Here is a 25,250-nt window from a genome sequence, read left to right as displayed (position 1 = left end):
CGCCGAAGCGCCTTTATGTAGTGATATTTAAGGTGCAACTAGCACTCAATAATATGAACAGCTAAACCGCCACGAGCTGTTTCTTTGTACTTATCACGCATGTCTTTACCGGTCGCCCACATGGTTTTGATTACTTTATCTAGCGATACTTTATGCTGCCCATCGCCACGCATAGCAAGTCGAGAAGCATTAATCGCTTTAATCGCGCCCATGGCGTTACGCTCGATGCAAGGAACCTGTACTAAGCCGCCCACCGGATCGCAGGTTAAGCCTAAATTATGCTCCATACCGATTTCAGCAGCATTTTCCACTTGCAGAGGAGAGCCGCCCATGACTTCAGTTAACGCACCAGCCGCCATCGAGCAAGCTGTACCGACTTCGCCCTGACAACCTACTTCTGCGCCAGAAATTGAAGCGTTCAATTTATATAAAACACCGATGGCACCAGCGGTTAACAAGAAGCGAACCACGGCTTTTTCATCAGCATTAGGATTAAAGCGCATAAAGTAGTACAACACTGCTGGGATAATTCCAGCAGCACCGTTTGTTGGCGCTGTGACAACACGCCCGCCAGCAGCGTTCTCTTCATTAACCGCTAATGCATACAAATCCACCCAGTCCATCGTCGACAGAGTGTCTGATGTATTACTTTCAGATTTTAGTTTGCGGTAAATACCCGGCGCACGACGCTTAACTTTTAAACCACCCGGTAGAATACCTTCACGGTTACAACCACGTTTGATGCATTCTTCCATTGTGTGCCAGATTTCGAGTAGTTTGCTACGAACTTCTTCTTCAGAACGCCATGACTTTTCGTTTTCCATCATCAAGGTGGAAATGCAAATACCTTCTTCTTCGCAAATATCGATTAATTCTTTTGCAGTACTGAAAGGGTACTTAACTTTTGTATCATCTTCGATGATTGGTGAGTCGGCATCTACGTCGTCATTAACCACAAAGCCACCGCCTACAGAGTAGAAGGTTCGTTGCGCGACTTCGTTGCCGTCTTTGTCGTAGGCGTAAAAAATCATACCGTTGGCGTGTTTCGGTAAGGACTTTTTCTTGTAAAGCACTAAGTCGGTTTCTTCGTTAAAGTCGATGACTTTCTGTTCATTCAAATGAATCTTGCCATCGCCACGAATCACTTCTAAGCGCTCGGGAATAATGTCTGGGTCAATCTCTTCAGGTAAGTGTCCTTCCAAACCTAGTAGCACGGCTGTATCTGAGCCGTGACCTTTACCTGTTGCTCCTAATGAGCCATACAGTTCACTGACAACACGCTGCGTCGAGTCTAATAAGCCTTTCTCAGTAATAAACTCGATAAAACGATGTGCTGCACGCATTGGGCCAACCGTGTGAGAGCTGGATGGGCCAATTCCGATGCTGAACATGTCGAATACGCTAATTGCCAAAGTGTTTTCCTCGTTTCAAATTGATAACTCTATTGTAATAGTAATGTGTGCCACTGGCTATGAAAGCAAGGGGCATGGCTGGTGTCATCTGACCAGTTGGTTATAACTTATCGATATATGCTGAATGGTTAATCAGCTGAGAGAATTTCACGATAATATTGGCGGTGGCTCCCCAAATGTTCCAGCCGTCGTAAGGTATTGAATAGATGGAATAATTCTTGCCGCCGTACTCGCGGTAAGAATGTATTTGATTGTCTGGATCAAACAAAAAATCAAGCGGTGCTTCGAAAGCCGAAGACACTTCATCTTGGCATAACGTCAGCTCAAAATTATCGGGTAAGATACCGACGACCGGCTGAATCAAAAAGCCAGAACCGGTTGGCTGAAGAGGGAGTTTACCCAGTACCTCGATATCGGTTTGGGCAATGCCGACTTCTTCTTCCGTTTCACGAAGTGCAGTGTGAACTAAATCGTCGTCAGTATCGTCCATGCTGCCGCCAGGAAAACTGATTTGCCCTGCATGATGTCGCAAGTGCTCAGAGCGTTGTGTTAACAGTAGGTGTAACCCGTCTGACTTTTGTATCAGCGGCACTAAAACCGCGCTTGGCCTGAGTTTCGCTGTGCGCGGGGTGATCTCATCAGCTGCATCTAATGCTTGTTGTATTTGCTCAAGAGTTATCATAGTGCTCATTAGCAATCACTCATCACTGAGAACGGGTAATATTTTACTGAGTTTATGAAGCGTTTCTTCATATTCGTTTTCAGCTTCAGAGTCAGCCACTAAGCCACCGCCACCCCAAGCATGAATTTTTCCACCGTCAGTAACTAAAGTACGAATCGCAATGTTGGAGTCTAAGAAGCCTCGGAAGTCTAAGTACATCATTGAACCACAATAAATACTGCGGCGATGCGGCTCTAGCTCTTCAATAATTTCCATAGCGCGAACTTTGGGTGCGCCAGTGATAGAACCACCAGGGAAGCAGTGTTTTAACAAGGTAAAGACATCGCTATCTTGAGCCAAATCAGCTTCAATCGTACTAACTAAATGATGAACGGATATAAAAGATTGCAGTTCGAATAGCTTGGTCACATTGACCGATCCGATTTCGGCATTACGACCAATGTCATTGCGCAAGAGGTCAACGATCATCAAATTTTCAGCACGATCTTTTTCGCTGTTTTGCAACTCGTCGGATAGACGCTTGTCCTCTGCTTCGTCTTTACTGCGCGGACGCGTACCTTTGATCGGTTGCGTGACTACATGCAGTTTTTTTCGTTTGCCTGTTCCCTGGGGGAATACCTGTATAAATCGCTCAGGCGACAAGGATAGAATTTGTTGATGTTCCAAATTCATATAAGACGAGAAGGGCGCTTGATTATGATCAGTGAGCTTTAAGTAAGCATTCCACGGATGACCCTGATAATCAGCAGAAAAGCGTTGCGCTAAATTGACTTGATAGCAGTCGCCAGCGTGGATGTAGTCATGAACTTTTTTAAAGCGTTCGATGTAACCATCTTTGTTCATATTGCTTTGCCAAGCATCTTTTAAACTAAAGCTGTCTCTTTTAGCACTGGTGCCTTTTTCATACAGCTTCTCAAATTCTGTAATGATATCTTTCCAGTAAGCATCACAATATTGGCAAAACTTAACTAAATAACTTTTATGATTTCGATGATCGCTGATGTAAGCCCATTCGTACAAACCAAATGCTAACTCTGGTAGCCCAATGTCGTCTTTGGCAAGGGAGGGCAGCTTCTCAACGTAACGCCCGGCGTCGTAACTGCAATAGCCAGCGATACCACCATGAAAAGGCAGTTGGGATAACTCAGCAGGCAAGGTTTGGGCGTCTTTTAAGCCAAACTCGTAAAAGCGCTTTAAGGTTTCAAACGGATCGGCACTAATTTGTATTTCAGCCCCCGTGATATTTGACTCGCCATCTGAGAACGCATAAGTGGCTCTTGGTCGCGTTAGAATGATATCGAACTGGGCAGCTTGGTGGAGCGTCTTTCCGCTGTCTAATAATAAGGCCCAAGGTTCATCCGCAAAGTGTCCAAATAGCTCACGAACACCAGCGGGCTCACGATAGGGGAGTTCAACGAATGCTGCTTCTGTTTGCTCTTTTTTCATGCAGATTGACTAAAAAGTAAGCTAAATGTGAGGCTGATGACGCTTATTCACCCTCAAAATTTGGGAAACGCCTGATCCAGCCTGTATAATGATGCACCGATTTTAGAGGTTTATGTGTGGCTTGTATAGCAAAGCTCACATAAGCTCAGCAAACCAAGATTCGGAGAGACCTTGCATGGGCACAATTAAAGCCGAAGATTTTATCGAAAGCGTTGCCGACGCTTTTCAGTACATTTCCTATTACCATCCTAAAGATTTTATCCAAGCTATGTCAGCGGCTTATGAAAAAGAAGAAAGTCCAGCCGCGAAAGATGCCATGAAGCAAATTCTAGTGAATTCGCGTATGTCTGCTACAGGCCATAGACCTGTTTGTCAGGATACGGGAATTGCCTGTGCTTTCGTCAAAGTGGGTATGGATGCAACCTTCGAGGGCGACATGACGATTCAAGAAATGGTGGATGAAGGCGTTCGTCGGGCTTACACCAATGAAGAGAACCCGCTTCGCGCTTCAGTTTTGATGGATCCTGCGGGTAAACGCCTTAACTCGAAAGACAATACGCCAGCGGTGGTGCACGTCGAAATGGTCAAAGGCGACAAAGTCGAAGTCACTTGTGCCGCGAAAGGTGGTGGTTCTGAAAACAAATCAAAATTTGTGATGCTGAATCCGAGCGACTCAATTGTGGACTGGGTTGTGGAGACCGTGCCTAAGATGGGTGCTGGCTGGTGTCCGCCAGGCATGCTGGGTATTGGTGTCGGTGGTACCGCTGAAAAAGCCATGGTTCTGGCGAAAGAGTCCCTAATGGACCCAATCGATATGCAGGAGCTACTCAAACGTGGCCCTAGCAACAAAGTCGAAGAACTGCGTATCGAAATTTACGAGGCCGTGAATAAGTTAGGTATCGGTGCTCAAGGTCTTGGCGGTGTAACTACAGTTCTTGATGTCAAAATCAAAGACTGGCCGACTCACGCAGCATCAAAGCCCGTAGCGATGATTCCAAACTGTGCAGCAACACGTCACATACACTTCACATTAGACGGTACTGGGCCTGCTATGCTAACCCCACCGTCTATCGAAGATTGGCCTGATATGGAATACGAAGCTTCTGCTGACGCTAAGCGAGTCGATATGGACAATGTCACGCCTGAAGAAGTCGCGAGCTGGAAACCGGGCGATGTCTTATTGCTAAACGGCAAAATCCTGACAGGCCGTGATGCCGCACATAAAAAGATTAAAGACTTACTGGATTCAGGCGAAGGCTTGCCAGAAGGTCTCGATTTCAATAACCGCTTTATCTATTACGTCGGCCCAGTAGACGCGGTTCGCGACGAAGCGGTAGGCCCAGCAGGCCCAACAACCGCAACGCGTATGGATAAGTTTACCGAAATGATGCTCGATAAGACGGGCTTACTCGGCATGATCGGTAAAGCGGAACGTGGCGATGAAGCGATTGAAGCGATTAAAAAGCATGAATCAGTGTACTTAATGGCAACTGGCGGTGCTGCTTACCTTGTTTCTAAAGCGATTAAAAACTCACGAGTGGTCGCATTCCCTGAGCTGGGTATGGAAGCGGTATATGAGTTTGAAGTCGAAGATATGCCAGTGACCGTTGCGGTGGATTCGTCGGGCGAAAGTGTCCATAAGACGGGGCCACAAGTTTGGAAAGTGAAGTTAGCAAGTTAATTTAGCTGTTACGTTTGGAATTGCTTTGTTAAAAGTTAACTCAAAATGCTCATTTACTATAGTAAACTCCGCGTTTTTCGTTAACTTTTGCCTCGCACTTCCGGCGCTCGTGACGCTAAAGGTTAATGGGCTAGTGGATAGAGTTTTTAGGGATGAATAGAGAAGAGCGAAAATTTAAAGAGAAGTTACCAAGTGACAAAGTTAAAAGCTTGGGGTTTTCTGTAGCGAGAATGCTACTAATTCCTCCCATCTTTCTTTTAGTCATGAATGTGTTGCATTTCTACGGACATATTGAGTATGCCCCAGAGATGTGGAGTATATTCGCTGTTGGCTATGTTATGGGACATGCAGTTGAGTTCTACAGAAAGCTAATAGTGCTCCAAGAAGAGTTACAAATTAAAGAAGGCAAAGAATTATGAGTGCAGGTTTAAAATTAAGAAAAGCAGTTGAAGAGAATAATCCGTTGCAGGTGATGGGGACCATCACGGCGTACGCGGCGCGTATGGCTGAGCAGGTAGGTCACAAGGCGGTTTACCTTTCAGGTGGCGGTGTGGCTGCGAACTCGTTGGGCATGCCTGACTTGGGTATTTCTACTGCAGAAGACCTATTAGTTGACATACGTCGTATTACTGACGTTTGTAGTCTGCCATTATTAGTGGACATCGATACTGGTTTTGGTGGTGCTTTTAATATTGCGCGCACTACGCGTTCTTTAATCAAAGCTGGCGCGGCGGGTTTCCACATGGAAGATCAGGTAGCTGCAAAGCGTTGTGGTCACCGTCCGAACAAAGAAATCGTTAGCCAGCAGGAAATGGTTGACCGTATTAAAGCAGCAGTGGATGCACGTACCGACGAAAACTTCGTGATTATGGCACGAACTGACGCACTTGGTGTCGAAGGTATGCAGTCGGCAATCGACCGTTCGAACGCGTGTCTTGAAGCCGGTGCTGATATGATTTTCCCAGAAGCGATGAGCAAACTGGAAGATTATAAATATTTCCGTGAGCACGTGAACGCACCAATTTTGGCGAACATTACTGAGTTTGGGCAAACGCCACTATTCTCGTGTGAAGAGTTGGGCGAGCAGGGCGTTGATATCGTTCTGTATTGCTGCGGTGCTTACCGTGCTATGAATAAAGCTGCTGAGACTTTCTATCGTGATGTTTTAGAGAAAGGTCACCAGCGTGACGTGGTAGAAATTATGCAAACACGTGAAGAACTGTATGATTTCCTTGGCTACCACGACTATGAGCAGAAGCTGGATAAGCTTTTTGCTGAAGGTAAAGAAAAATAGTTTTTAAGAGTCGTTTATAGGCGGTTCGGTATTAAAAGAGAATTTAAATTTTAAAACAGGAGTAGATAGTATGAGTGAGTCAGTTTTACCAAAACCAAAAAAGTCGGTTGCCTTATCAGGCGTACCAGCAGGTAATACTGCGCTATGTACTGTAGGTCGTAGCGGAAACGATTTGCACTACCGTGGTTATGATATTTTAGACCTGGCAGAAACTTGTGAGTTTGAAGAGGTTGCACATCTGTTAATCCACGGCAAGTTGCCAACAGTAGCTGAGCTTAAAAACTACAAGCGTAAATTAAAAGCACTTCGTGGCTTGCCAGCGTTAGTACAAGATGCTCTAGAATTAATTCCTGCAAATGCGCACCCAATGGACGTGCTACGTACGGGTTGTTCGATTTTAGGTACTGTACTTCCTGAGCGTGAAAGCCAACCGTTGAACGAAGCGAAAGATATTGCGGATCGCCTGATGGCATCGTTCCCATCAATGCTTCTGTATTGGTACCACTTCTCGCACAACGGCGTAGCGATCGACCTTGAAACAGACGAAGACTCAATCGCAGGTCACTTCCTACACTTACTACATGGTGAGCCATGCCCAGACTCATGGGTGCGCGCGATGCAGATTTCATTGAACCTTTATGCTGAGCATGAGTTCAATGCATCAACCTTCACAAGCCGCGTGATCACAGGTACAGGTTCGGACATGTATTCAGCGATCTGTGGAGGTATCGGTGCGCTACGTGGTCCTAAGCACGGCGGTGCAAACGAAGTGGCGTTAGACATTCAAATGCGTTACGACAACCCAGACCAAGCTGAAGCTGACATTAAAGAGCGTATCGCTCGCAAAGAAATCGTCATTGGCTTTGGTCACCCGGTTTATACTACGGGCGATCCACGTAACAAAGTGATCAAAGAAGTAGCGAAAGAGTTGTCAGTTGAGCAGGGCGACACTAACTTGTTCAACATCGCCGAGCGCCTTGAAACAGTCATGTGGGACGAAAAGAAAATGTTCCCTAACTTAGACTGGTTCTCAGCGGTGTCTTACAACAAGATGGGTATTCCAACGTCAATGTTCACGCCAATTTTCGTGATGTCACGAATCTCAGGCTGGGCTGCGCACGTTATGGAGCAGCGTCAAGACGGTAAGATCATTCGTCCGAGCGCTAATTATACGGGGCCGGAGCCGCGTGAGTTTGTCGAGATCGACAAACGATAGTCAAAATGCTTTTTAGCGTCAATAGCGGCGTTACGCAGTGAATTTATTAGCGGTCATTTACTAAATGTAAACTCCCTCAATAAATTCACTGCAAGCCTTGCTCTTTACGCTATAAATTCATTTTTAGAGCATAGATTTCGTCATTCCCGCGAAGGCGGGAATCTCTAAATCAGCTACTATGAAAGATTCCCGGTTTAGTGGAAGTGACAAGAAAAAATTTAGTGCTATGCGTTAAGGCACTACAAATGCAAAAGAGACCAAAGATTAAATAATGAATACAAACTACAGAAAGAAACTAGAAGGTTCTGACTTAGATTATTTCGATACGCGTCAAGCGGTTGAGGACATCCAAGAAGGTGCTTACGATAAACTTCCATACACGTCTAAAGTTCTTGCTGAGAACTTGGTTCGTCGCTGTGATCCTGAGTCATTGACGGCGAGTTTGAAGCAGCTTATCGAGCGAAAGCGTGATTTGGATTTCCCATGGTTTCCAGCGCGTGTAGTTTGTCACGATATTCTTGGTCAAACGGCGTTTGTTGATTTAGCGGGTTTGCGTGATGCTATCGCTGAAGGTGGTGGTGATCCGGCGCAAGTGAACCCTGTGGTTCCGACACAATTGATCGTGGATCACTCGTTAGCCGTTGAGCATGGCGGTTTTGAGAAAGATGCTTTCGAAAAGAACCGAGCGATTGAAGAACGTCGTAACGAAGACCGCTTCCACTTTATTAACTGGTGTAAAACAGCGTTTAAGAACGTCAACGTGGTTCCACCAGGCAACGGTATTATGCACCAGATCAACTTGGAGCGTATGTCGCCAGTGATTCAGGCACGTGATGGCGTGGCTTTTCCTGATACGCTTGTAGGCACCGATAGTCACACGCCAATGGTTGATGCTCTAGGTGTTATTGCTGTAGGTGTTGGTGGCCTAGAAGCTGAAAGCGTCATGCTGGGCCGTGCGTCTTACATGCGTCTTCCTGACATCGTGGGCGTAGAGCTAACGGGCAAGCCGCAACCAGGCATTACCGGTACTGATATTGTATTGGCGATTACCGAGTTCTTACGTAACGAGCGTGTAGTTTCAGCCTACTTAGAGTTCTTTGGCGAAGGCGCATCGCACTTAACACTGGGCGACCGCGCGACGATTTCGAACATGACGCCAGAATATGGTGCGACTGCGGGTATGTTCTACATCGACGAGCAGACCATTGATTATTTAAAGCTAACTGGTCGTGATGACGAGCAAGTTAAATTAGTTGAGCAATATGCCAAAGAAACAGGTCTTTGGGCAGATGGCTTGAAAGATGCTGAGTACGAGCGTGTATTAACGTTTGATTTATCATCAGTAGGTCGAAATTTGGCGGGGCCATCGAATCCTCACGCGCGTGTTTCAACAACAGATTTAGCCGAGAAGGGCATCGTAAAAGATTACGAGATCGAAGAAGGCAAAATGCCGGACGGCGCTTGTATTATTGCAGCTATTACGAGTTGTACTAATACCAGTAACCCTCGCAACATGATTGCCGCAGGTATTATTGCGCGTAATGCTAATAAACTTGGCTTAACGCGTAAGCCGTGGGTGAAAACATCGTTGGCACCTGGCTCAAAAGCTGTCACGGCTTATCTCGAAGAGTCAAACTTACTGCCTGAAATGGAAAAGTTAGGCTTTGGTGTCGTCGGTTATGCGTGTACGTCGTGCAACGGCATGAGCGGCGCGTTAGATCCTAAAATTAAGCAAGAAATCGAAGAAAGAAACTTATATTCAACAGCGGTACTATCAGGTAACCGTAACTTTGACGGTCGTATCCACCCGCACGCGGATCAAGCGTTCCTCGCATCGCCGCCATTAGTTGTGGCTTATGCTATCGCCGGTACGATTCGTTTTGATATTGAGAAAGGTGTACTCGGTACTGACCAAGACGGTAATCCCGTAACTTTGAAAGACATCTGGCCGACGGATGAAGAAATTGATTCAATCATTTCGGAAAGCGTCAAGCCACAGCAATTCCGTGACGTTTATGAACCAATGTTTAACGTTGAAGTGGACATGGGTGATAAGACCGACCCATTGTATGACTGGCGCCCAATGAGTACTTATATCCGCCGTCCTCCTTATTGGGAAGGTGCGTTGGCTGGCGAACGCAGCATGAAAGACATGCGCCCGCTGGCAGTTTTGGGTGATAACATCACGACGGATCACTTATCGCCATCGAATGCCATTCAAAAATCGAGTGCTGCTGGTGCCTACCTTGATTCGATGGGCGTTCCAGAAGAGGACTACAACTCTTATGCAACGCACCGTGGTGATCACTTAACAGCACAGCGCGCGACATTCGCTAATCCAAAGTTGTTAAACGAAATGGTTCGTGATGAAAACGGTGAAGTGAAGCAAGGGTCATTGGCGCGCCTTGAGCCGGAAGGCAAAGAAATGCGCATGTGGGAAACGATTGAAACCTACATGGAGCGCAAGCAACCGCTAATCATTGTGGCTGGTGCTGATTATGGTCAAGGATCTTCTCGTGACTGGGCGGCGAAAGGTGTTCGTCTAGCGGGTGTGCAAGTTATTGCAGCAGAAGGTTTCGAGCGTATTCACCGTACTAACTTAATTGGCATGGGCGTGTTACCGCTTCAGTTCGAAGAAGGCACAACCCGTAAAACGCTAAATATCGACGGCACTGAAACTTATGACGTCGAAGGCGAAATTGCACCAGGCGCGACCATGACGTTGGTTATTAAGCGCAAAGACGGCGAGCGTGTAGAAGTGCCAATGATTTGTCGCTTAGATACCGCTGAAGAAGTTTCTATCTATTCCGCTGGCGGTGTGTTGCAACGCTTTGCGCAAGACTTCTTAAATGCAAATTCATAAGCGTTTATTTTAATCGCTAGGTGTGTTCGGAGTGCTCATGTATGTTTATACATTGCGCGCTCCTGCCTTCCTAGCAAATAAAATTTACTGCTTCTGAATTAACATTTGAGTTATAAGCGAATTTTCCAATTAGCAGTAATCTGCAATTAAACCGCAGCATGACAAGAACAAAAGGCAAAACCATGTCAAAAACATTTCCTCCACAGATCAAGATCCCAGCCACTTACATGCGTGGCGGAACCAGTAAAGGTGCTTTCTTTAACCTAACCGACTTGCCAGAAGAGGCGCAGGTTCCGGGGCCAGCGCGGGATGCCTTGTTATTACGTGTGGTGGGAAGTCCTGATCCTTACGGTAAACATACTGACGGCATGGGTGGCGCAACGTCGAGTACCAGCAAAACAGTGATCTTGTCGAAAAGCGATATCGCGGATCATGATGTGGATTATTTATTCGGTCAGGTTTCAATCGACAAGCCTTTCATTGATTGGAGTGGTAACTGCGGCAACTTAACCGCAGCGGTGGGTTCGTTCGCCATTAATAGTGGTCTTGTCGATCCTGAGCGTATTCCTGAAAATGGTCATGCCGAAGTTCGTATTTGGCAGGCTAATATTGAGAAAACTATTATTGCACACGTGCCGATCACCAATGGTCAGGTACAAGAAACTGGTGACTTTATTCTTGATGGCGTGACGTTTCCAGCAGCAGAAGTACAGGTCGACTTTCTCGACCCAGCTGGTGAAGGTTCAATGTTTCCAACGGGTAACCTAATTGATGACTTAGAAGTGCCAAACATTGGTACCTTCAAAGCAACTATGATTACCGCGGGTATTCCAACGATTTTCTTAAACGCTGACGAAATTAACTTTAATGGCAAAACCTATAACGGCACCGAGTTACAGGAAGCCATTAACAACGACGACGCAGCTTTAGAAATGTTTGAAACGATTCGAGCGCATGGGGCAGTGAAGATGGGCCTTATCGAAAACATCGAAGAGGCCGCTAACCGTCAGCACACGCCCAAAGTTGCGTTTGTCGCACCGCCAACAGACTACGTGTCCTCTAGCGGTAAAAACATCAGCGCCAGCGATATCGATCTCAATGTACGCGCCTTGTCCATGGGTAAGCTCCACCACGCCATGATGGGTACAGCTGCCGTCGCGATAGCAACAGCTTCCACGATTCCGGGCACAGTGGTGAACTTAGCCGCTGGTGGCGGCGATCGTCAAAGTGTCGTCTTTGGACATCCATCAGGTACCTTAAAAGTCGGTGCTGAAACTGAACTACAAAACGGCCAATGGATAGCTAAAAAAGTCTTTATGAGTCGTAGCGCTAGAATCCTGATGGAAGGCTGGGTACGAGTGCCAGGAGATAACTAAAAACTGTAATTAATAAAGTATAACTCTAAGCGAGTTTCTAACCAAAAGTTGCTGCGAGTTGTTTTGTCTATTGTAATAAGGAAATGTAATGATAAAGAAAATCGCAGCCTTAATTGTTGGCTCATGGTTGTTAACTGCTTGTGTCGAAGAACCTCCATATTCCGAAAAGATATCAGAGTGTATAACGGAGGTTCATGAAGCCTCTAAAAAGACCTTTAAAATTAACTATACTTCTAACCCGGTACAGGAGTGTTTCGACAAAAGAGTTATAGGGGATACTTTTTCTCCTCTTGTCATAGCGTCTGGCAGTAAAAAAATTGATCTGAGTACAATTAAGAAGCCAATATATTTACATACTTTTTCAGATTCTTTGGGGCAGTCTCTTAGGGAAAAAGAATACATCAATGATATGGCTGAGAAGTACTCCGATGAAATTAAGTTTATTGTTTTACATAAACAAGCACCGTACGCATCAAGCATGATGGAACAAAAATTTCCAAAGCTATATGGCCCGTTTAATGACAATATTACTGTAATTAGCGTAACCGATGATAATACAACTGATTTAGATGGTGGGTATGGGGAACTTATTTCAGGTGTTAGGAATATCAGTTATCCAACAACTTATTACCTCTCCACTGATAAGAAAATTGTAAAGGTAACTAGCCTGGAGGAAGTGATGGTCCAAACGAATATTATCTATATGGATGATAATCGGCATTTATCGGATCAAGAGCTTAGTAAGCTCAGTTTTTATGCTCGCGTACCTAAGCTAATTGATGAATTATTATCTGCAGGAAAAGGTAGTCAGAAAGCTATACAACCAGCGGAATAGGTTATTGAGTCTATAGGGAGTTGTTAAACCTATCCAGCAAACTTCTTTCTTTCATAGCTTTTATCGCGTTATCAATGGCGTCGAAGATATCGACGCCGATGTCTTTTGAAATGCTGTCGACGAGCTTTTCCGATAGCATTAAGTACTCTTTAATCTTTTTACTTTGGACTAAGCCTTCGGGCGTTAGCGAGTAGAGGGTGCGTCTTTTGTCTTCTTTGTCTGGAGATTGTTGTATAACCTCGAGCTTTAGAAGTTTTGGTAGCTTTTGTTTGACCAATTGGTGTGATTGGTCGAGTTGACGCGCGAGATCGGTGACGGAGGCTTGTTGTAGCTCGAATAGGCTGAGTAGGGTGGAGCAGGACTTAATTGGAACGATAATGCCTAAGCTGTCGAATATGGGCTGGCTTTGTTCTTCGATGAGGTTACTGAGATCTTCCGCTCGTTTGCCTAATAGCGCCTTACCGTTTATGCCGTCTTTTGAATACATACTCTAGCTCAAATTCTATAAAGTTGACTTAATTGCAAAAACAAATGTAACATGTTGCGCAATATGTTGCAATGTTGTTGCTTGTAGCAGTAGATTGTAGCAATAGACAGTTAACCTCCATTAAGGACGAAACCATGAATAGACGCACTTTTATGACGAATACGGCGCTAGCCGCTGCGGCAGTTGGCGTAAATCTTAGCTCTGGTGGGGCGTTTGCATCTACATCAAGTGCTACGCGCATCAGTCGCGAGCAATACAACGATTGGTTTGTGTTTGATGGCTTAGGTGTGTTGTATGACATCAACGACCCAACAGGCGGTATTCAAGACAACTGGCGCATGACGGAGCGCTTGCGAAGGGATGTATTGGCGAGTGGATTAAGCTGTTATCGACAGACCACAGGCGCGCCTTTTCCTGCGTATCCAGGGGATGATGCTTTCGAGCAGGCGGTAACGATTTTAAGTCAGCACCAAAAACTGATAGATGCCAATTCAGACGTGCTGACGCTTGTTAGAACCTTTAACGACATTGAGCAGGCGCAAAAAGACAATAAAGTCGCGGTGACCTTAGGATTTCAAAACAGCCACGTCATTGGCGATAACCTCGATCATATTGATACCTTTAAGCACCTTGGCGTCTTAACCATGCAGTTAACCTATAACGGCCAGAATCAGATCGGTGGCGGGGCGAATACCAATCCACGCTTGCCACTGACTGAGTTTGGCCACAAGGTCGTTGAAAAGATGAACGAGTCGAATGTACTTATCGATTTAAGTCACAGCGGAGAACGAACTTGCCTAGAAGCATTAGCCGCGAGTAAAGCGCCTGTAACCATTAGCCATAGTGGTTGTCGTGCGTTAGCAGACTTCCCGCGAAACAAAACTGACAAAGAATTACGACTGCTCGCGGACAGAGGTGGTTTGTTCGGCGTCTACTTTATGCCGTTCTTAGCGCCCAACAGCAAAGCCAACTCGGATCACCTTGTCGCACATATCGAACACGCGATAAACGTCTGTGGCGAAGACCATGTTTCGATTGGCACCGATGGTGGTTACACAGGAATCGACGACATGGAAAAAGTCCAACAAAGCACTGACAAAATGACGCAACACCGTTTAGACAACGGCGCTGCAGCTGCAGGCGAAAAGATCGGCAACCTAAACTTTATGCCAGATATTGTAGGCCCCGACCAATTCTACAAACTCGCCAATAAGTTAGCGGATAGAGGCCACAGCAGTACTCGTATTGAAAAAGTCTTGGGTTTAAACGCATACAACTTGATGAAGGAAGTGTGGAAATAACTTCCCTAAAAAGCTGATATGTAAGTCATATTTGCATTGAGGCCACATTTGTCTTGTGGCTTTTTTTGTGCGATAGTTCACAAAATAAAATTTCAAGGACAGACAATGAAAATATACTTTTCTGATTATTTTAACGTCAATAGTGAAGTATTAGATGAATATGGTGCTTTTAATATTTCTTTGATTAATGATGTCCCGTTATTCATAGACCCCTTCCTCTTATTTAGCAGCGATAAACAAAGCTATCAAGAGATACACAAAAATATGATCGACTATTTGTCTTTTTTAAGGGAAATTTCTCAGGGGAGAGAGATAGATAAGGGATTGCTTAAAAGTTGGTATATGTTTCCTGAAGTAAAGCAAAACTGGCTTGGATACAGTTTAGTTGGCAATGGAGGATCTGGTTTAGGTTTGAAGTTCGCTAGATCATTACATGAAAGCTTAAATACGATTTTCACAAGCTTTGGAAATGAAAGTATTACTAAGTCGAGTCATCTTGAAAAGCTATGTCTCATTCGAGCTGGGATAGGTAAAGATAGTATAAGTGATTTTACGACTAACTTAATGAAGGATTTTTTATGTAGTTATACGGAAAAGTTTGCAAAAAAACATATCGATTCAAAGCTCTTAAAACGTAAAAAAGTTGCTCATTGTATCTTTGACTATAAGTTGAGAAGGTGGAAACATAAAGAGTTCTTATTGCCTTATATAGATGGAGATTACGTACTTTTAACACCTAAGGATATTCTTACAAAAGATGATTCATGGATTAGTAAGAACGATATCGTGGGTGACTTTGATGAAATTATTGAAACTGTTCCTAACGAGCAGTTACGTTCGAATATGAACGAGTATCTACTGCGACAATTGCCCCTTGCCGAAGCTACTAATAAAGAAATCAAAGATGGTGTTATAAGAACTTTAAGAAAATTTCCAGAGCTCATCGATTATTATATTCTTTATAAAGAAGTTAATGCAGATAAGGCGAAAAACATAAGTGATCAAAAAGTATCGCAGGCTGAGCAAAGATTTATTAGAGAAGTAAAAAGCTTTTCTGAACTCTTAAATAAGAATACCGCGTTTTATGAAAAAGGAACAAATACTTTTGAAGAAGCTTACAGTAGAGTAATGTACCTTAAGCAGGTTATAGAAAATAATGATGGATATCGAATGTTTTATGTTAGTGGGGAGCCAATTCATAGAGAATCAGACCTACAAATTATGTTCAGACTAACTTGGTATGCTTCTAAAGATGATGTTAATAGTGAAGTCAATAATGGTAGGGGGCCTGTAGACTATAAAATCTCAAGGGGCTCTAATGATGCCACCCTAGTAGAGTTTAAATTAGCAAAAAATACTAAGTTAAAGCAGAATTTGGAAAACCAAGTGGCGATTTACGAAGATGCAAATAATACAAAGCAGTCTATAAAAGTGATTATTTATTTTAACGATAAAGAGTTTACCAGAGTTCGTAAAATTCTTAAGGATCTTGGCTTAAAGGAGAGTAAGAGATTAGTATTAATAGATGCATCAGATAATAAGGCCTCAGCTTCTAATGCAAAGTCTAAATAAATGAAAAAAACAAATGGAGGGCAGAGTACATTTATAATGCTTAAAAGGATATTGCTTTGATAAAAAAAAAGTGGACTAAGCGTTGGTTGGTAATTCTTGCAGGGATGATTGCTCCTTACTTTTACCTTGTGGGTTGGCAGTATTCACATACGTTTTATAGTGAGTTTGGCGTAGACCAAGCAATTTCTAGTGCTTCTTTTCATGAATATATTGCTCTTGGAGTGCAAAAGGCTGGTGAGTTTATTCTACTGAGCTTTTTATGGCTGATTGATAGGAGCTGGCAGTTTTATGTGATTACACTTGTTTTATTGGTTGTTTTTATCACTGTCTATATTTTCTTTGATAATGCTGTTAGATCTCCTAAAGAAAAAGACCACAAAAATAAAATTAGGCTGTGGTTTCGGAGAAATCTAAAGAATAAAAAATTTGAATATACTGTTCTGCCTATGCTTACAGCAGGTATTTTGACTACTACTTTTGCTATTATTGTTTATATCGCACTAGTCGCTTCTACTATTAGCTTAGTTGGATATCGGTTTGCTAAATACTCTGTAGATACTAAAAAGGCGAGTTATACAGCCTGTAAACCTGAAATTCCAAATACCAAACACGATTGTACTTTTGTTTATGACGGTTCTGAGTTAGTGTTATCTGGGATGATAGTGGGCAGAAGTTCTTCAAGGATTAGTATCTACAATGGTCAGACTGAGACTATTGAGTTAAATGGTCATCGTATTGTTCATCAGTTTAAGGAAAACTTAAAAGAGTAGGGTGCGTCGTGACGCGCCATTTGTCTATAAGCTCGCTGGATCCTGAATCTAGTTCAGGATGACAGCGCTTTAGAGGGCGTAGCCTCGAAGAGACTTCGAGGTTTTAAGTAGAAGGGAACCTCGATTACGCTGAAGTTAATCGAGGCTACGTGGAGTTGTCATTTCTAACTATTGGTAAACTTCAAGTTTGTTAAGTGGCGCTTTGCTACTTAATAGCTAAATCCCTATACTGGCTCTAAGCTTTTTAACCATGGAGTCAGTATGTTTCGTCGTTATTTAGTTTTTCCTGCGGTGGTTTCTTCGCTGCTGTTTGTATCAAGTTTGGCTTTGAGTTCGGTGGCTGGTGCTTCCGAAACTGAAATGCCTTCAGCTGAAGACAGTTCGTCTTTACCGTCACTATTAGAATTCGAGCCTTTTGAAGTCGAGTGGGGCGGTCGTCCGCGTGATCCTGCGGTGGCGCCTGATGGTATGGTGTGGTTTTGTGGGCAGGCGGGGAATTATATTGCTCGTTTGAATCCAGAGACTGGGGAAATGAAGCAGTTTTCGGTTCCAGACGGTTCTCATCCGCATAATTTAATCGTGGCCAGCGATGGTGGCGTTTGGTATGCGGGTAATCAAAATGCTCATATCGGTAGAATCGATCCTGAGACTGGTGATATTGAGCAGTTCTCAATGCCGCAAGCGATTAAAGATCCTCATACCTTGATTTTCGATAAGGATGAAAACATTTGGTTTACTGCACAACATTCGAACGTGATTGGGTACTTAGATGTTGAGTCGGGCGAAGTGCGTTTTGTAAAAGGCACGGAAAAAGGTTCGCGTCCTTATGGCATTAAGCTGAATTCAAAAGGCGAGCCTTGGGTGGTGATGGTCGGCACCAATAAACTGGCGACGGTTGATCCGAAAACGATGGTGTTGAAAGAGGTCGATATTCCTCGCGAAAAGGCGCGCCCGCGTCGCTTGGAAGTCACCTCTGATGACTCGGTGTGGTATGTAGACTTTAACCGCGGCTATTTAGGGCAGTATAACCCTGAAACTGAAAAATTTACGGAGTGGTTATCGCCAAACGGTCATGACAGTCAGCCTTACGGCACGGTCTTGGATAGCGAAGGGCATATTTGGTTTGCGGAAACTGGGCCTTACCCTAACGTGATGCTGGGTTTTGACACGGACTCAAAAGCGTTTGTCAGTAAAACGATTGTTGAGAGCGGTGGCTCAGTGCGTCACATGTATTATGACGAAGCCAAAAACGAATTTTGGTTTGGTGTCGATACTGGGTTTATTGTTAAGGGTAAGCCCAACTCTAAACCTAAGCAATAGCGATCTCCTGTCAATAAAGTTTACATAACCTTTTGTTTTTAAAGCATATATGCATTAACAATTTGCTTGACTCATTCTCCCTTTCGTAGAAGATAAAGCAAGGATCTGGGGATCCTTGCTTTGTGGCAATTAAGCTACAGAGTGGTTAGGAACTATTATTATAGCGGAGGGGACTATGTTGAGATTCAGCATGATGGTCGCGTGTTTTGTTTTAATCGCATGCGAGCAAGGAAATAAAGAAGAGACTAACACCACCATCTCGGAAGAGAGCATTTCTGAACAAACGACTACTGAAACCATAACGACAAAAAATGGTGATACGGAGACGTTGACAACTCAAAAGGTCAAAGTCGAGATTGAAGAAGAGACGGTTTCAGGCAGTCACTATATACCGTTTCCAGATGGTTACGGTTACATGGAGGATTTAAAGGCGCTACAGGAAGCTACGGATCAGGGCAATCGTGCAGTCATTCGTCAACATGCTTGGAGTTTGTGGGCAGGTATTATGCAGCCTTCAGAAGAGCTAGGTTGGCCACTGTGGTATAGCTGGCCGAACACTAAGGCAGCGTTTAAAGATACTACGCCAAAGCCCGTTGGCGATAAAAAGGTTGCCAAAAAGAATCAAATCAAATCCAAGAAAAGTCACTCATCGGTTATTCAAAAAAACCTAGAGAATGCACCAGACGTGGATACGCCTGCGCCAGTCTATGACTTGCCGCAACAGGTCATTCAAAACTTTCCACAAGGGATCTGTAAGGACAGTAAGGGAAATTCGATTTCCTGTGATGGCACTCATTTTTTGAATAATGGTGATATTTTGATTCCGACAGAGTCATTGAGCCGTATGGCGATGGACGAGATTCGCGATGATAAGTTGTACTTACAATCGACTTTGAACAAAAAACACCAAGACGGTGTGGCGATGTTGGACTTAAGTCCTGAGTGGATTGTGACTAAGCATATGTATTGGCCAGTTAAAGCCGAAGGCTTAACCGGTATTCCTGTTTGGAAGGATAATTTCCCTGTGACTTTTACGGGATACGCGGGTTATGAAAAGTGGGATACTTTGGTTGCGGTTGATCCGAGTGGCGAGAAAGTTGGGCAGCAGGCCGAGGTATCGTTTTTGTATTGGGTCAAAGATAATTCTGGCAAAACAGAATTACCAACCGTTACAGCGAATGCACCAGTTTATGGCTTAGAGAGTTTTTACTACCACAAAATTACTCAAGCGGATTGGGATTCTTTCGATGAGGCAGATAAAGCCGTGCTGACTTCTGCAAGCTACTGGGCAAACAATCAGCCGATTGGTGTGGGTGATTATTTGGTGACGATTGCCATGCACGTGAATACCAAAGAGTTGCCGAGCTGGACGTTACAGAGCGTTTGGTGGTCAGATACTCCAGACGAAGGTATTTATGCTGAAAATCGTCCAGAACTACCGCAAGCGCAAGGGCCGTGGGACCATTATTTATTGACGGATTCGTATGCTGTGCCAGCGAATGCTGATGGTAAGGTGGATATCGCGGTGAATCCTTATATCGAAGGGGTGATTCATCCTATCGCTACCAGTTGTCGTAACTGTCATGTACGAGCGGGCTGGCCTACGGGTAAGACTGCTGGAACGGCGAGTTATCAAAATCCTGATTGCCCAGGGTTGTTGGATGATTTAACACCTGAGAGCGAATGCTTGAAAGGGTTAACGCTAACGGATTATTTGTGGATTATTCCTGATCGCGCGGTTGATGATTCAGAGTAAATAAAACTGTCATTCCTGCAAGTTAGCAAAATAAGATTCCCGCTTTCGCGGGAATGACAAAACTTATGTTGACCATTTATCAGTCAAGCCATTTGAGTAGCGTGTAGATTTACTCCAGCTTTTCTTTCCACCAGTCTTTAAGTTGATACCACCAGTAACTGAGTTGTGCTGCGCTGGGGCCAAACACGCCGCCATTCCATGGTAAGCCCCAAGGTTGAAAGCGTTTGTAGTGATCATTTTCGCCAGTAATCGCGGCGGCAACGATTTCACCCGCCGCGGTAGTCGGCGCTACGCCGTGTCCACCAAATCCTGTGTTGTACCAAACGTTTGGTGCGACTTCACCAATTTGTGCCATCTGATGTCTAGCGTAAGCCATCCAGCCATGCCAGTCGTAATCAACTTTGACGCCTTCAAGCTGCGGAAACACTTTGAGCATGTCACGCTTGAGCATGTGGTTTAAATCTTTAGGCTTGGCTTTACGCGCATGAATTCGACCGCCCCACAGTATTCGGGAATCTCTAAGCGGTCTGTAGTAGTCGAAAGCGAACCGTGTATCGTACACGGCTGATGGTGTTTGAATGGCGTCTAAAAGCCGCTCGCCGAGTGGTTCTGTGGTCATAACGTAAGTGGCGATAGGTAAAATCGAACTGGACACCGGTTTAAACAAATCACCAATATAGCCGCCGCCAGCAACGACGATATTTTTAGCTTTAATGGTGCCTTGCGAAGTTTTGATTTGCTTGGTGGCGCTTTGGTAATCGATATCGAGAACTTCGCATTCTTGGTGTATTTTGACACCTTGTTTCTGTAGTTCTTTAGCAATTCCGAGTGCGTAGTTAAGCGGGTGGAAGTGCATCGCGTTCGGTTCAAATAAAGCACCGTGATACTGGTCGCTTTTCAACATGCCGCTTAATTCTTCTGGTGGGATGTAGTCCCACTTAACGCCAATGGTGTCGCGCATAAACGTTTGCTCATCGTGCAGCATCGACTGATCTTTGAACCAGTTTGCCCACAGCGCGCCTTTATCCACTAAATCGCAGTTGATGGTGTATTGAACGACACGTCGGCGAATAAGACTGACCGCGGCTTGAGTAAATTGATACAGCACTTTTGCTTGCTCAAGCCCCACTTGTTTAACGAGTGCTTTCGCGCCTAACGAATATCCCGCAAAAACCAAGCCACCATTACGGCCAGAGCACCCATAGCCGATTCCGTGTTTATCGACAATGGCGATATTGGTGTGTCCGCGCTCAACTAAGCCTAAGGCTGTCATTAGTCCCGCGTAACCACCGCCGACGATACAGGTTTCGACTTCTTGATTGTCGACAAACTCGTCGCTGGTGATGGTTTGATTTCTAGTTGCAGCGTAATAGGTGTCGGGATAAAGAGCGCTCATGTCATGATTCGTTGTTTATTTTATGAGCATCATTGTGTCTGATTTTTAAACAGAGGGAAAGTTTATTTCACGTTGATGACCGGGTGACTTTTTAAAACTTAACATTTGTTGCTTGAGATAGGCGCTACGTCTGTTTATGGTGAATGAATAGCATTCATCAAGAGCAAGGAGTTACCATGTCGAGTAAAGGTGAGTCGAAAACTGTTGAGTCGAACGTGCGCCCAGAACCTGATGCAGAGTTGGTTCGCATTGCAGAGTATGTTGCGGATTATACGGTCGAAAGCAGTGAGGCAATGACCACAGCTCGGTACTGCTTGATGGATACGCTGGGGTGTGGCTTGCTAGCTTTGCGATACCCTGAGTGCACAAAACATCTTGGTCCGCTGGCGCTCGGGACAGTTGTGCCAAACGGTGCGCGAGTGCCTGGAACACAATTCGAAATGGACCCTGTTAAAGCGGCCTTTGATATTGGCTGCATGATTCGCTGGCTTGATTACAACGATACTTGGTTGGCGGCGGAGTGGGGGCACCCCTCGGATAACCTTGGTGGTATTTTAGCGATTGCTGATTTTTTAAGTCGCCAGTCGATTGCTGAAGGTTACGCGCCACTGACCATGAAAACCGTTTTAGAAGCCATGGTTAAAGCGCATGAAATTCAGGGTGTGTTGGCGCTGGATAATAGTTTTAATCGAGTCGGTTTGGATCACGTGATTCTAGTCAAAGTTGCTTCAACGGCAGTCGTGACGCAAATGATGGGTGGTAGCCGCGATGACATTATCGATGCGGTGTCACAAGCTTTTGTTGATGGACAGTCGCTTCGAACGTATCGCCACACGCCAAACACAGGCTCGCGTAAGTCGTGGGCTGCGGGCGATGCGACGTCGCGTGCTGTGCGATTGGCGATGATGACACTGACGGGTGAGATGGGCTACCCAAGTGCGTTAAGCGCTAAAACTTGGGGCTTTTATGATGTGTCGTTTAACGGCAAGCCGTTCAGTTTTCAGCGCGACTTCGGTTCTTACGTGATGGAAAATATTTTGTTTAAGATTTCCTATCCGGCAGAGTTTCACGGTCAAACCGCAGTCGAAGCAGCTATCGAGTTACACGATAGTGTTGCTGATAAATTGGATGACATTGAACGAATTGAACTGACCACGCATGAGTCTGCGATACGAATTATTTCCAAAGAGGGTGAGTTACACAATCCAGCGGATCGCGATCATTGTATTCAGTATATGGTGGCGTGTGGTTTATTGTTTGGCGAACTTAACGCTGATTATTATGAAGATGATGTCGCCCAAGATTCGAGAATCGATGCATTGCGTGACAAGATGACGCTGCAAGAAAACAAAGACTGGTCAAAGGATTATCATGAGCCGAGCAAGCGCAGCATTGCTAACGCGGTTCAAGTGTTTTTTAAAGACGGCAGCTCTACCGATAAAGTTACCGTTGAATACCCGCTCGGTCATAGAAGACGTAGGGAAGAGGGGATTCCTGTCTTAATCGAAAAGTTTAAAAAGAATGTTTATACACGCTTTTCTAAAAGACACGGCGAAGAAATTATTGATCTGTGTCTGGATGAAGAAGCGTTGATGAATACTCCGGTTAATGAGTTTATGAATTTACTGGTGATTTAGAGCTTTTGTATTTGTAAGCTTTAAGTACTGAGGTTTCACTCAATATTGACCCTGTCTATGTCATATTTGACTTAATAACAGGAGACATTGAATGAACTTATCAGTAAACGATATTGCGCAGTTGGAACGAAAGTACCGACTCAACTTAATTAATAGCATCACAGGCGTGAAGCCTGCTAACCTGATTGGTACAGTGAACTCGAAGGGCCAGAGTAACCTAGCCATTTTTAGTTCTGTGGTTCACCTCGGAAGTGATCCCGCTTTGATTGGTTTTATTACTCGGCCTACTGGCGAAGTTCCTCGCCATACCTATGAAAATATCCTTGAGAATCGTTATTTTACAGTGAATCATGTGCCAGCGAGTCATATTAAAAATGCTCACTACACTTCTACAAAGTTTCCAGAATCAGTTTCTGAGTTTAGTCAGTGTGGCTTTACCGAAGAGTATGTGGATGGCTTTAAAGCGCCATACGTCAAAGAGGCGACGACAAAAATCGGCGTCAGGTATTGTCAGCAGTTGCCTATCGAATTGAATGACACACGTTTGATGATAGGAGAAATTGAACACATTATCGTTCCAGATGATGCCGTGAATGATAAGGGGTATTTGGATTTAGAAAGCCAGAGTAACGTAGGTATCGGTGGCTTAAACCAGTATTATCGTTTATCAAAAGAGGACGAGTTTCCTTATGCTAGACTAGGCGAAGAACCAAGCTTTGATTAAGGTGAGTAATGCAATACTCACCACTCAATTTCTTTGCCGTCCCATGCGTAAAATTTACCATTATCCTCTAGTGTTAAGCCTTCAATCACAGCCATCATTTTCGACACCGAGTACTGAGTAGTGAACAATTTCTCTTCGGGTACGTTGGCTTGAAATGGTTTGGATAGCTCAGTGTCCGTTGTTCCAGGATGAATAGCGATGATTGTACAATGCTTAAATCGTCTTGAGGATTCTATGGACAACGTCTTAATCAATTGGTTTAGTGCAGCCTTGCTCGCGCGATAGCTGTACCATCCTCCAAGGTAATTATCACCAATACTCCCGACACGAGCTGATAGCGAGGCAAAGACTCCTGTTGATTGCTGTGCTTTGGCACCTGCTTCTAAGTGTGGCAGTAGATACTTTGCGATTAGAGGCGTAATCAGAGTGTTAGCACTAATAACGTTCTCAAAGTTTTTTTGATTAAAGTCTTCGATCTTTTTCTCAGGGGCGATGTTTCTTGACTCATCATGTAATAAACCACAAGCATTGATAATCAGTTGTATATCAAATCCGCGTCCAGTCAAATATTCAGAAAACAGCTGTAATTCGGTTTCTGAGCTAGGATCCAGCTTCATCATATGCAACTTGCTTTGGTTATCACCTTCTATGGTTTGAAAGCTTTGTGGTTGGCGTGTGCAAGCAAAGACATGCTCATAATGAGCAAGACAATACTCAACAAATTGATGGCCTATACCGCCGCTAGAGCCGAATATCAGTGCTGTTTTCATGATAAGAGTATCCTTCGGCAATTGTGAAGAGAAAGTGAAGGAGTTTAAAGCTTGTGCAACTGGGCTTTGCTTTGTCTTTAAATTCAGTATGATAGTCCGCAGTAGATTCGATGTAAGGAAATGATTGTGTCTAAAAAGCGCATGGGTATTACTGATGTTTTGGAATCTGTAAAAGACAATGCTTCTGGGGAAAAGGTGGAGCTGGGAGAGGTTGTAGAGCATCTCGAACATCGTGGATTTGGCCCTATTTTATTAGCTCCGGCTTTGGTTGCTTTGTTTCCGACAGGGGCTATTCCGGGGATACCCAGTGCATGCGGTATTCTAATCTTCTTAATCGCGATTCAAATGGCTTGGGGTAAAAAGCACCCTTGGCTACCAAATAAATTAACAGCTATCGGCTTTAGCCAAGAAAAGCTTGGAAAAGTTATTGATAAAGTCTGCCCTTATACTCATAAAATTGACCGTTGGTTTAAGCCTAGAATATCGATTCTGTCTGAAGGAGTGGTAAAGCGTCTTGTCGCCTTGCTGTGCGCCTTGGCGGGGCTAATTATGACTCCTTTAGAGCTGGTACCGTTCGCTGTCATGTTACCCGCGTTTGCCATTGTTTTGGCAGCTGTTGGGTTAAGTACTGAGGATGGAATTGTGATTGCTATCGCTAGCGTGATTATGGTGGGTTCGTTTTATCTACTTTGGATTAATTATCTGCAGTAGC

The 25,250-nt window shown here is 44.4% G+C and carries 21 protein-coding genes; 15 read left to right on the top strand and 6 right to left on the bottom strand.

Annotated features, from left to right (window positions below; genetic code table 11):
- Window positions 1–38 precede the first annotated feature (38 nt).
- The 3 genes from KFK88_RS11365 to pabB all read right to left on the bottom strand — a co-directional run bounded on the left by KFK88_RS11365 (window position 39) and on the right by pabB (window position 3,540).
- On the bottom strand, window positions 39–1,412 hold the full coding sequence (locus KFK88_RS11365; RefSeq protein WP_263296429.1) for an L-serine ammonia-lyase: 1,374 nt from the start codon (window positions 1,410–1,412) through the stop codon (window positions 39–41).
- Between the two features lie 100 nt (window positions 1,413–1,512).
- Entirely contained in the window at window positions 1,513–2,103 is a 591-nt protein-coding gene (locus tag KFK88_RS11360) for a CoA pyrophosphatase (RefSeq protein WP_223579765.1), read from the bottom strand.
- 6 nt (window positions 2,104–2,109) lie between these two features.
- On the bottom strand, window positions 2,110–3,540 hold the full coding sequence (gene pabB, locus KFK88_RS11355) for an aminodeoxychorismate synthase component I (protein WP_223579763.1): 1,431 nt from the start codon (window positions 3,538–3,540) through the stop codon (window positions 2,110–2,112).
- 175 nt (window positions 3,541–3,715) lie between these two features.
- Between pabB and KFK88_RS11350 the strand changes: the two genes are divergently transcribed.
- From KFK88_RS11350 to KFK88_RS11320, 7 genes are all read left to right on the top strand, one after another.
- Window positions 3,716–5,221 carry a fumarate hydratase gene (locus KFK88_RS11350; protein WP_223579761.1) on the top strand — a complete coding sequence of 502 codons (1,506 nt, stop codon included), beginning with the start codon at window positions 3,716–3,718 and terminating at the stop codon, window positions 5,219–5,221.
- A gap of 230 nt (window positions 5,222–5,451) precedes the next feature.
- The gene (locus KFK88_RS11345; RefSeq protein ID WP_223579759.1) at window positions 5,452–5,640 is read left to right on the top strand and encodes a hypothetical protein; all 189 of its coding nucleotides are present in this window, start codon (window positions 5,452–5,454) and stop codon (window positions 5,638–5,640) included.
- The gene (gene prpB / locus KFK88_RS11340; protein WP_223579757.1) at window positions 5,637–6,515 is read left to right on the top strand and encodes a methylisocitrate lyase; all 879 of its coding nucleotides are present in this window, start codon (window positions 5,637–5,639) and stop codon (window positions 6,513–6,515) included. Before KFK88_RS11345 ends, prpB begins: the two co-directional genes overlap by 4 nt.
- A gap of 70 nt (window positions 6,516–6,585) precedes the next feature.
- On the top strand, window positions 6,586–7,731 hold the full coding sequence (gene prpC / locus KFK88_RS11335) for a bifunctional 2-methylcitrate synthase/citrate synthase (protein WP_223579755.1): 1,146 nt from the start codon (window positions 6,586–6,588) through the stop codon (window positions 7,729–7,731).
- A gap of 271 nt (window positions 7,732–8,002) precedes the next feature.
- Complete coding sequence (acnD, locus tag KFK88_RS11330; protein WP_223579751.1) at window positions 8,003–10,594, top strand: Fe/S-dependent 2-methylisocitrate dehydratase AcnD; 2,592 nt, start codon at window positions 8,003–8,005, stop codon at window positions 10,592–10,594.
- A 182-nt stretch (window positions 10,595–10,776) separates the two neighbouring features.
- A complete protein-coding gene (gene prpF, locus KFK88_RS11325; RefSeq protein ID WP_223579749.1) occupies window positions 10,777–11,970 on the top strand; it encodes a 2-methylaconitate cis-trans isomerase PrpF in 1,194 nt (397 codons plus the stop codon).
- 88 nt (window positions 11,971–12,058) lie between these two features.
- Window positions 12,059–12,805 carry a hypothetical protein gene (locus KFK88_RS11320; RefSeq protein ID WP_223579747.1) on the top strand — a complete coding sequence of 249 codons (747 nt, stop codon included), beginning with the start codon at window positions 12,059–12,061 and terminating at the stop codon, window positions 12,803–12,805.
- 10 nt (window positions 12,806–12,815) lie between these two features.
- On the opposite strand, the gene KFK88_RS11315 is transcribed toward KFK88_RS11320, so the two are convergent.
- A complete protein-coding gene (locus KFK88_RS11315) occupies window positions 12,816–13,292 on the bottom strand; it encodes a winged helix DNA-binding protein (RefSeq protein WP_223579745.1) in 477 nt (158 codons plus the stop codon).
- A 134-nt stretch (window positions 13,293–13,426) separates the two neighbouring features.
- On the opposite strand from KFK88_RS11315, the gene KFK88_RS11310 reads away from it, so the two are divergent.
- The 5 genes from KFK88_RS11310 (at window position 13,427) to KFK88_RS11290 (ending at window position 20,011) form a co-directional block, all read left to right on the top strand.
- Entirely contained in the window at window positions 13,427–14,593 is a 1,167-nt protein-coding gene (locus KFK88_RS11310) for a dipeptidase (RefSeq protein ID WP_223579743.1), read from the top strand.
- Between the two features lie 105 nt (window positions 14,594–14,698).
- Window positions 14,699–16,165, top strand: a complete 1,467-nt coding sequence (locus KFK88_RS11305) for a hypothetical protein (RefSeq protein ID WP_223579741.1) — start codon at window positions 14,699–14,701, stop codon at window positions 16,163–16,165.
- Window positions 16,166–16,221: 56 nt separating this feature from the next.
- On the top strand, window positions 16,222–16,935 hold the full coding sequence (locus KFK88_RS11300; protein WP_223579738.1) for a hypothetical protein: 714 nt from the start codon (window positions 16,222–16,224) through the stop codon (window positions 16,933–16,935).
- Window positions 16,936–17,196: 261 nt separating this feature from the next.
- Window positions 17,197–18,255 (top strand): Vgb family protein, encoded by a 1,059-nt coding sequence (locus tag KFK88_RS11295; protein WP_223579736.1) that lies wholly within the window; start codon window positions 17,197–17,199, stop codon window positions 18,253–18,255.
- Window positions 18,256–18,430: 175 nt separating this feature from the next.
- Window positions 18,431–20,011 carry a hypothetical protein gene (locus tag KFK88_RS11290; RefSeq protein ID WP_223579734.1) on the top strand — a complete coding sequence of 527 codons (1,581 nt, stop codon included), beginning with the start codon at window positions 18,431–18,433 and terminating at the stop codon, window positions 20,009–20,011.
- 109 nt (window positions 20,012–20,120) lie between these two features.
- On the opposite strand, the gene KFK88_RS11285 is transcribed toward KFK88_RS11290, so the two are convergent.
- A complete protein-coding gene (locus tag KFK88_RS11285; RefSeq protein WP_223579732.1) occupies window positions 20,121–21,407 on the bottom strand; it encodes an NAD(P)/FAD-dependent oxidoreductase in 1,287 nt (428 codons plus the stop codon).
- A gap of 176 nt (window positions 21,408–21,583) precedes the next feature.
- Between KFK88_RS11285 and KFK88_RS11280 the strand changes: the two genes are divergently transcribed.
- Complete coding sequence (locus tag KFK88_RS11280) at window positions 21,584–23,044, top strand: bifunctional 2-methylcitrate dehydratase/aconitate hydratase (RefSeq protein ID WP_223579730.1); 1,461 nt, start codon at window positions 21,584–21,586, stop codon at window positions 23,042–23,044.
- A gap of 91 nt (window positions 23,045–23,135) precedes the next feature.
- Entirely contained in the window at window positions 23,136–23,768 is a 633-nt protein-coding gene (locus KFK88_RS11275) for a flavin reductase family protein (protein WP_223579728.1), read from the top strand.
- Window positions 23,769–23,785: 17 nt separating this feature from the next.
- Here KFK88_RS11275 and KFK88_RS11270 read toward each other — a convergent pair whose 3' ends face one another.
- Window positions 23,786–24,538, bottom strand: coding sequence for an SDR family NAD(P)-dependent oxidoreductase (locus tag KFK88_RS11270; protein WP_223579726.1), 753 nt, complete (start codon window positions 24,536–24,538; stop codon window positions 23,786–23,788).
- Window positions 24,539–24,664: 126 nt separating this feature from the next.
- On the opposite strand from KFK88_RS11270, the gene KFK88_RS11265 reads away from it, so the two are divergent.
- Window positions 24,665–25,249, top strand: a complete 585-nt coding sequence (locus KFK88_RS11265) for an exopolysaccharide biosynthesis protein (protein WP_223579724.1) — start codon at window positions 24,665–24,667, stop codon at window positions 25,247–25,249.
- Window position 25,250 lies beyond the last annotated feature (1 nt).

The sequence above is a fragment of the Kangiella taiwanensis genome, from assembly GCF_020005165.1.
GTDB classification, from domain to species: Bacteria; Pseudomonadota; Gammaproteobacteria; order Enterobacterales; family Kangiellaceae; genus Kangiella; species Kangiella taiwanensis.
This window is presented reverse-complemented; position numbering and strand designations above follow the sequence as displayed.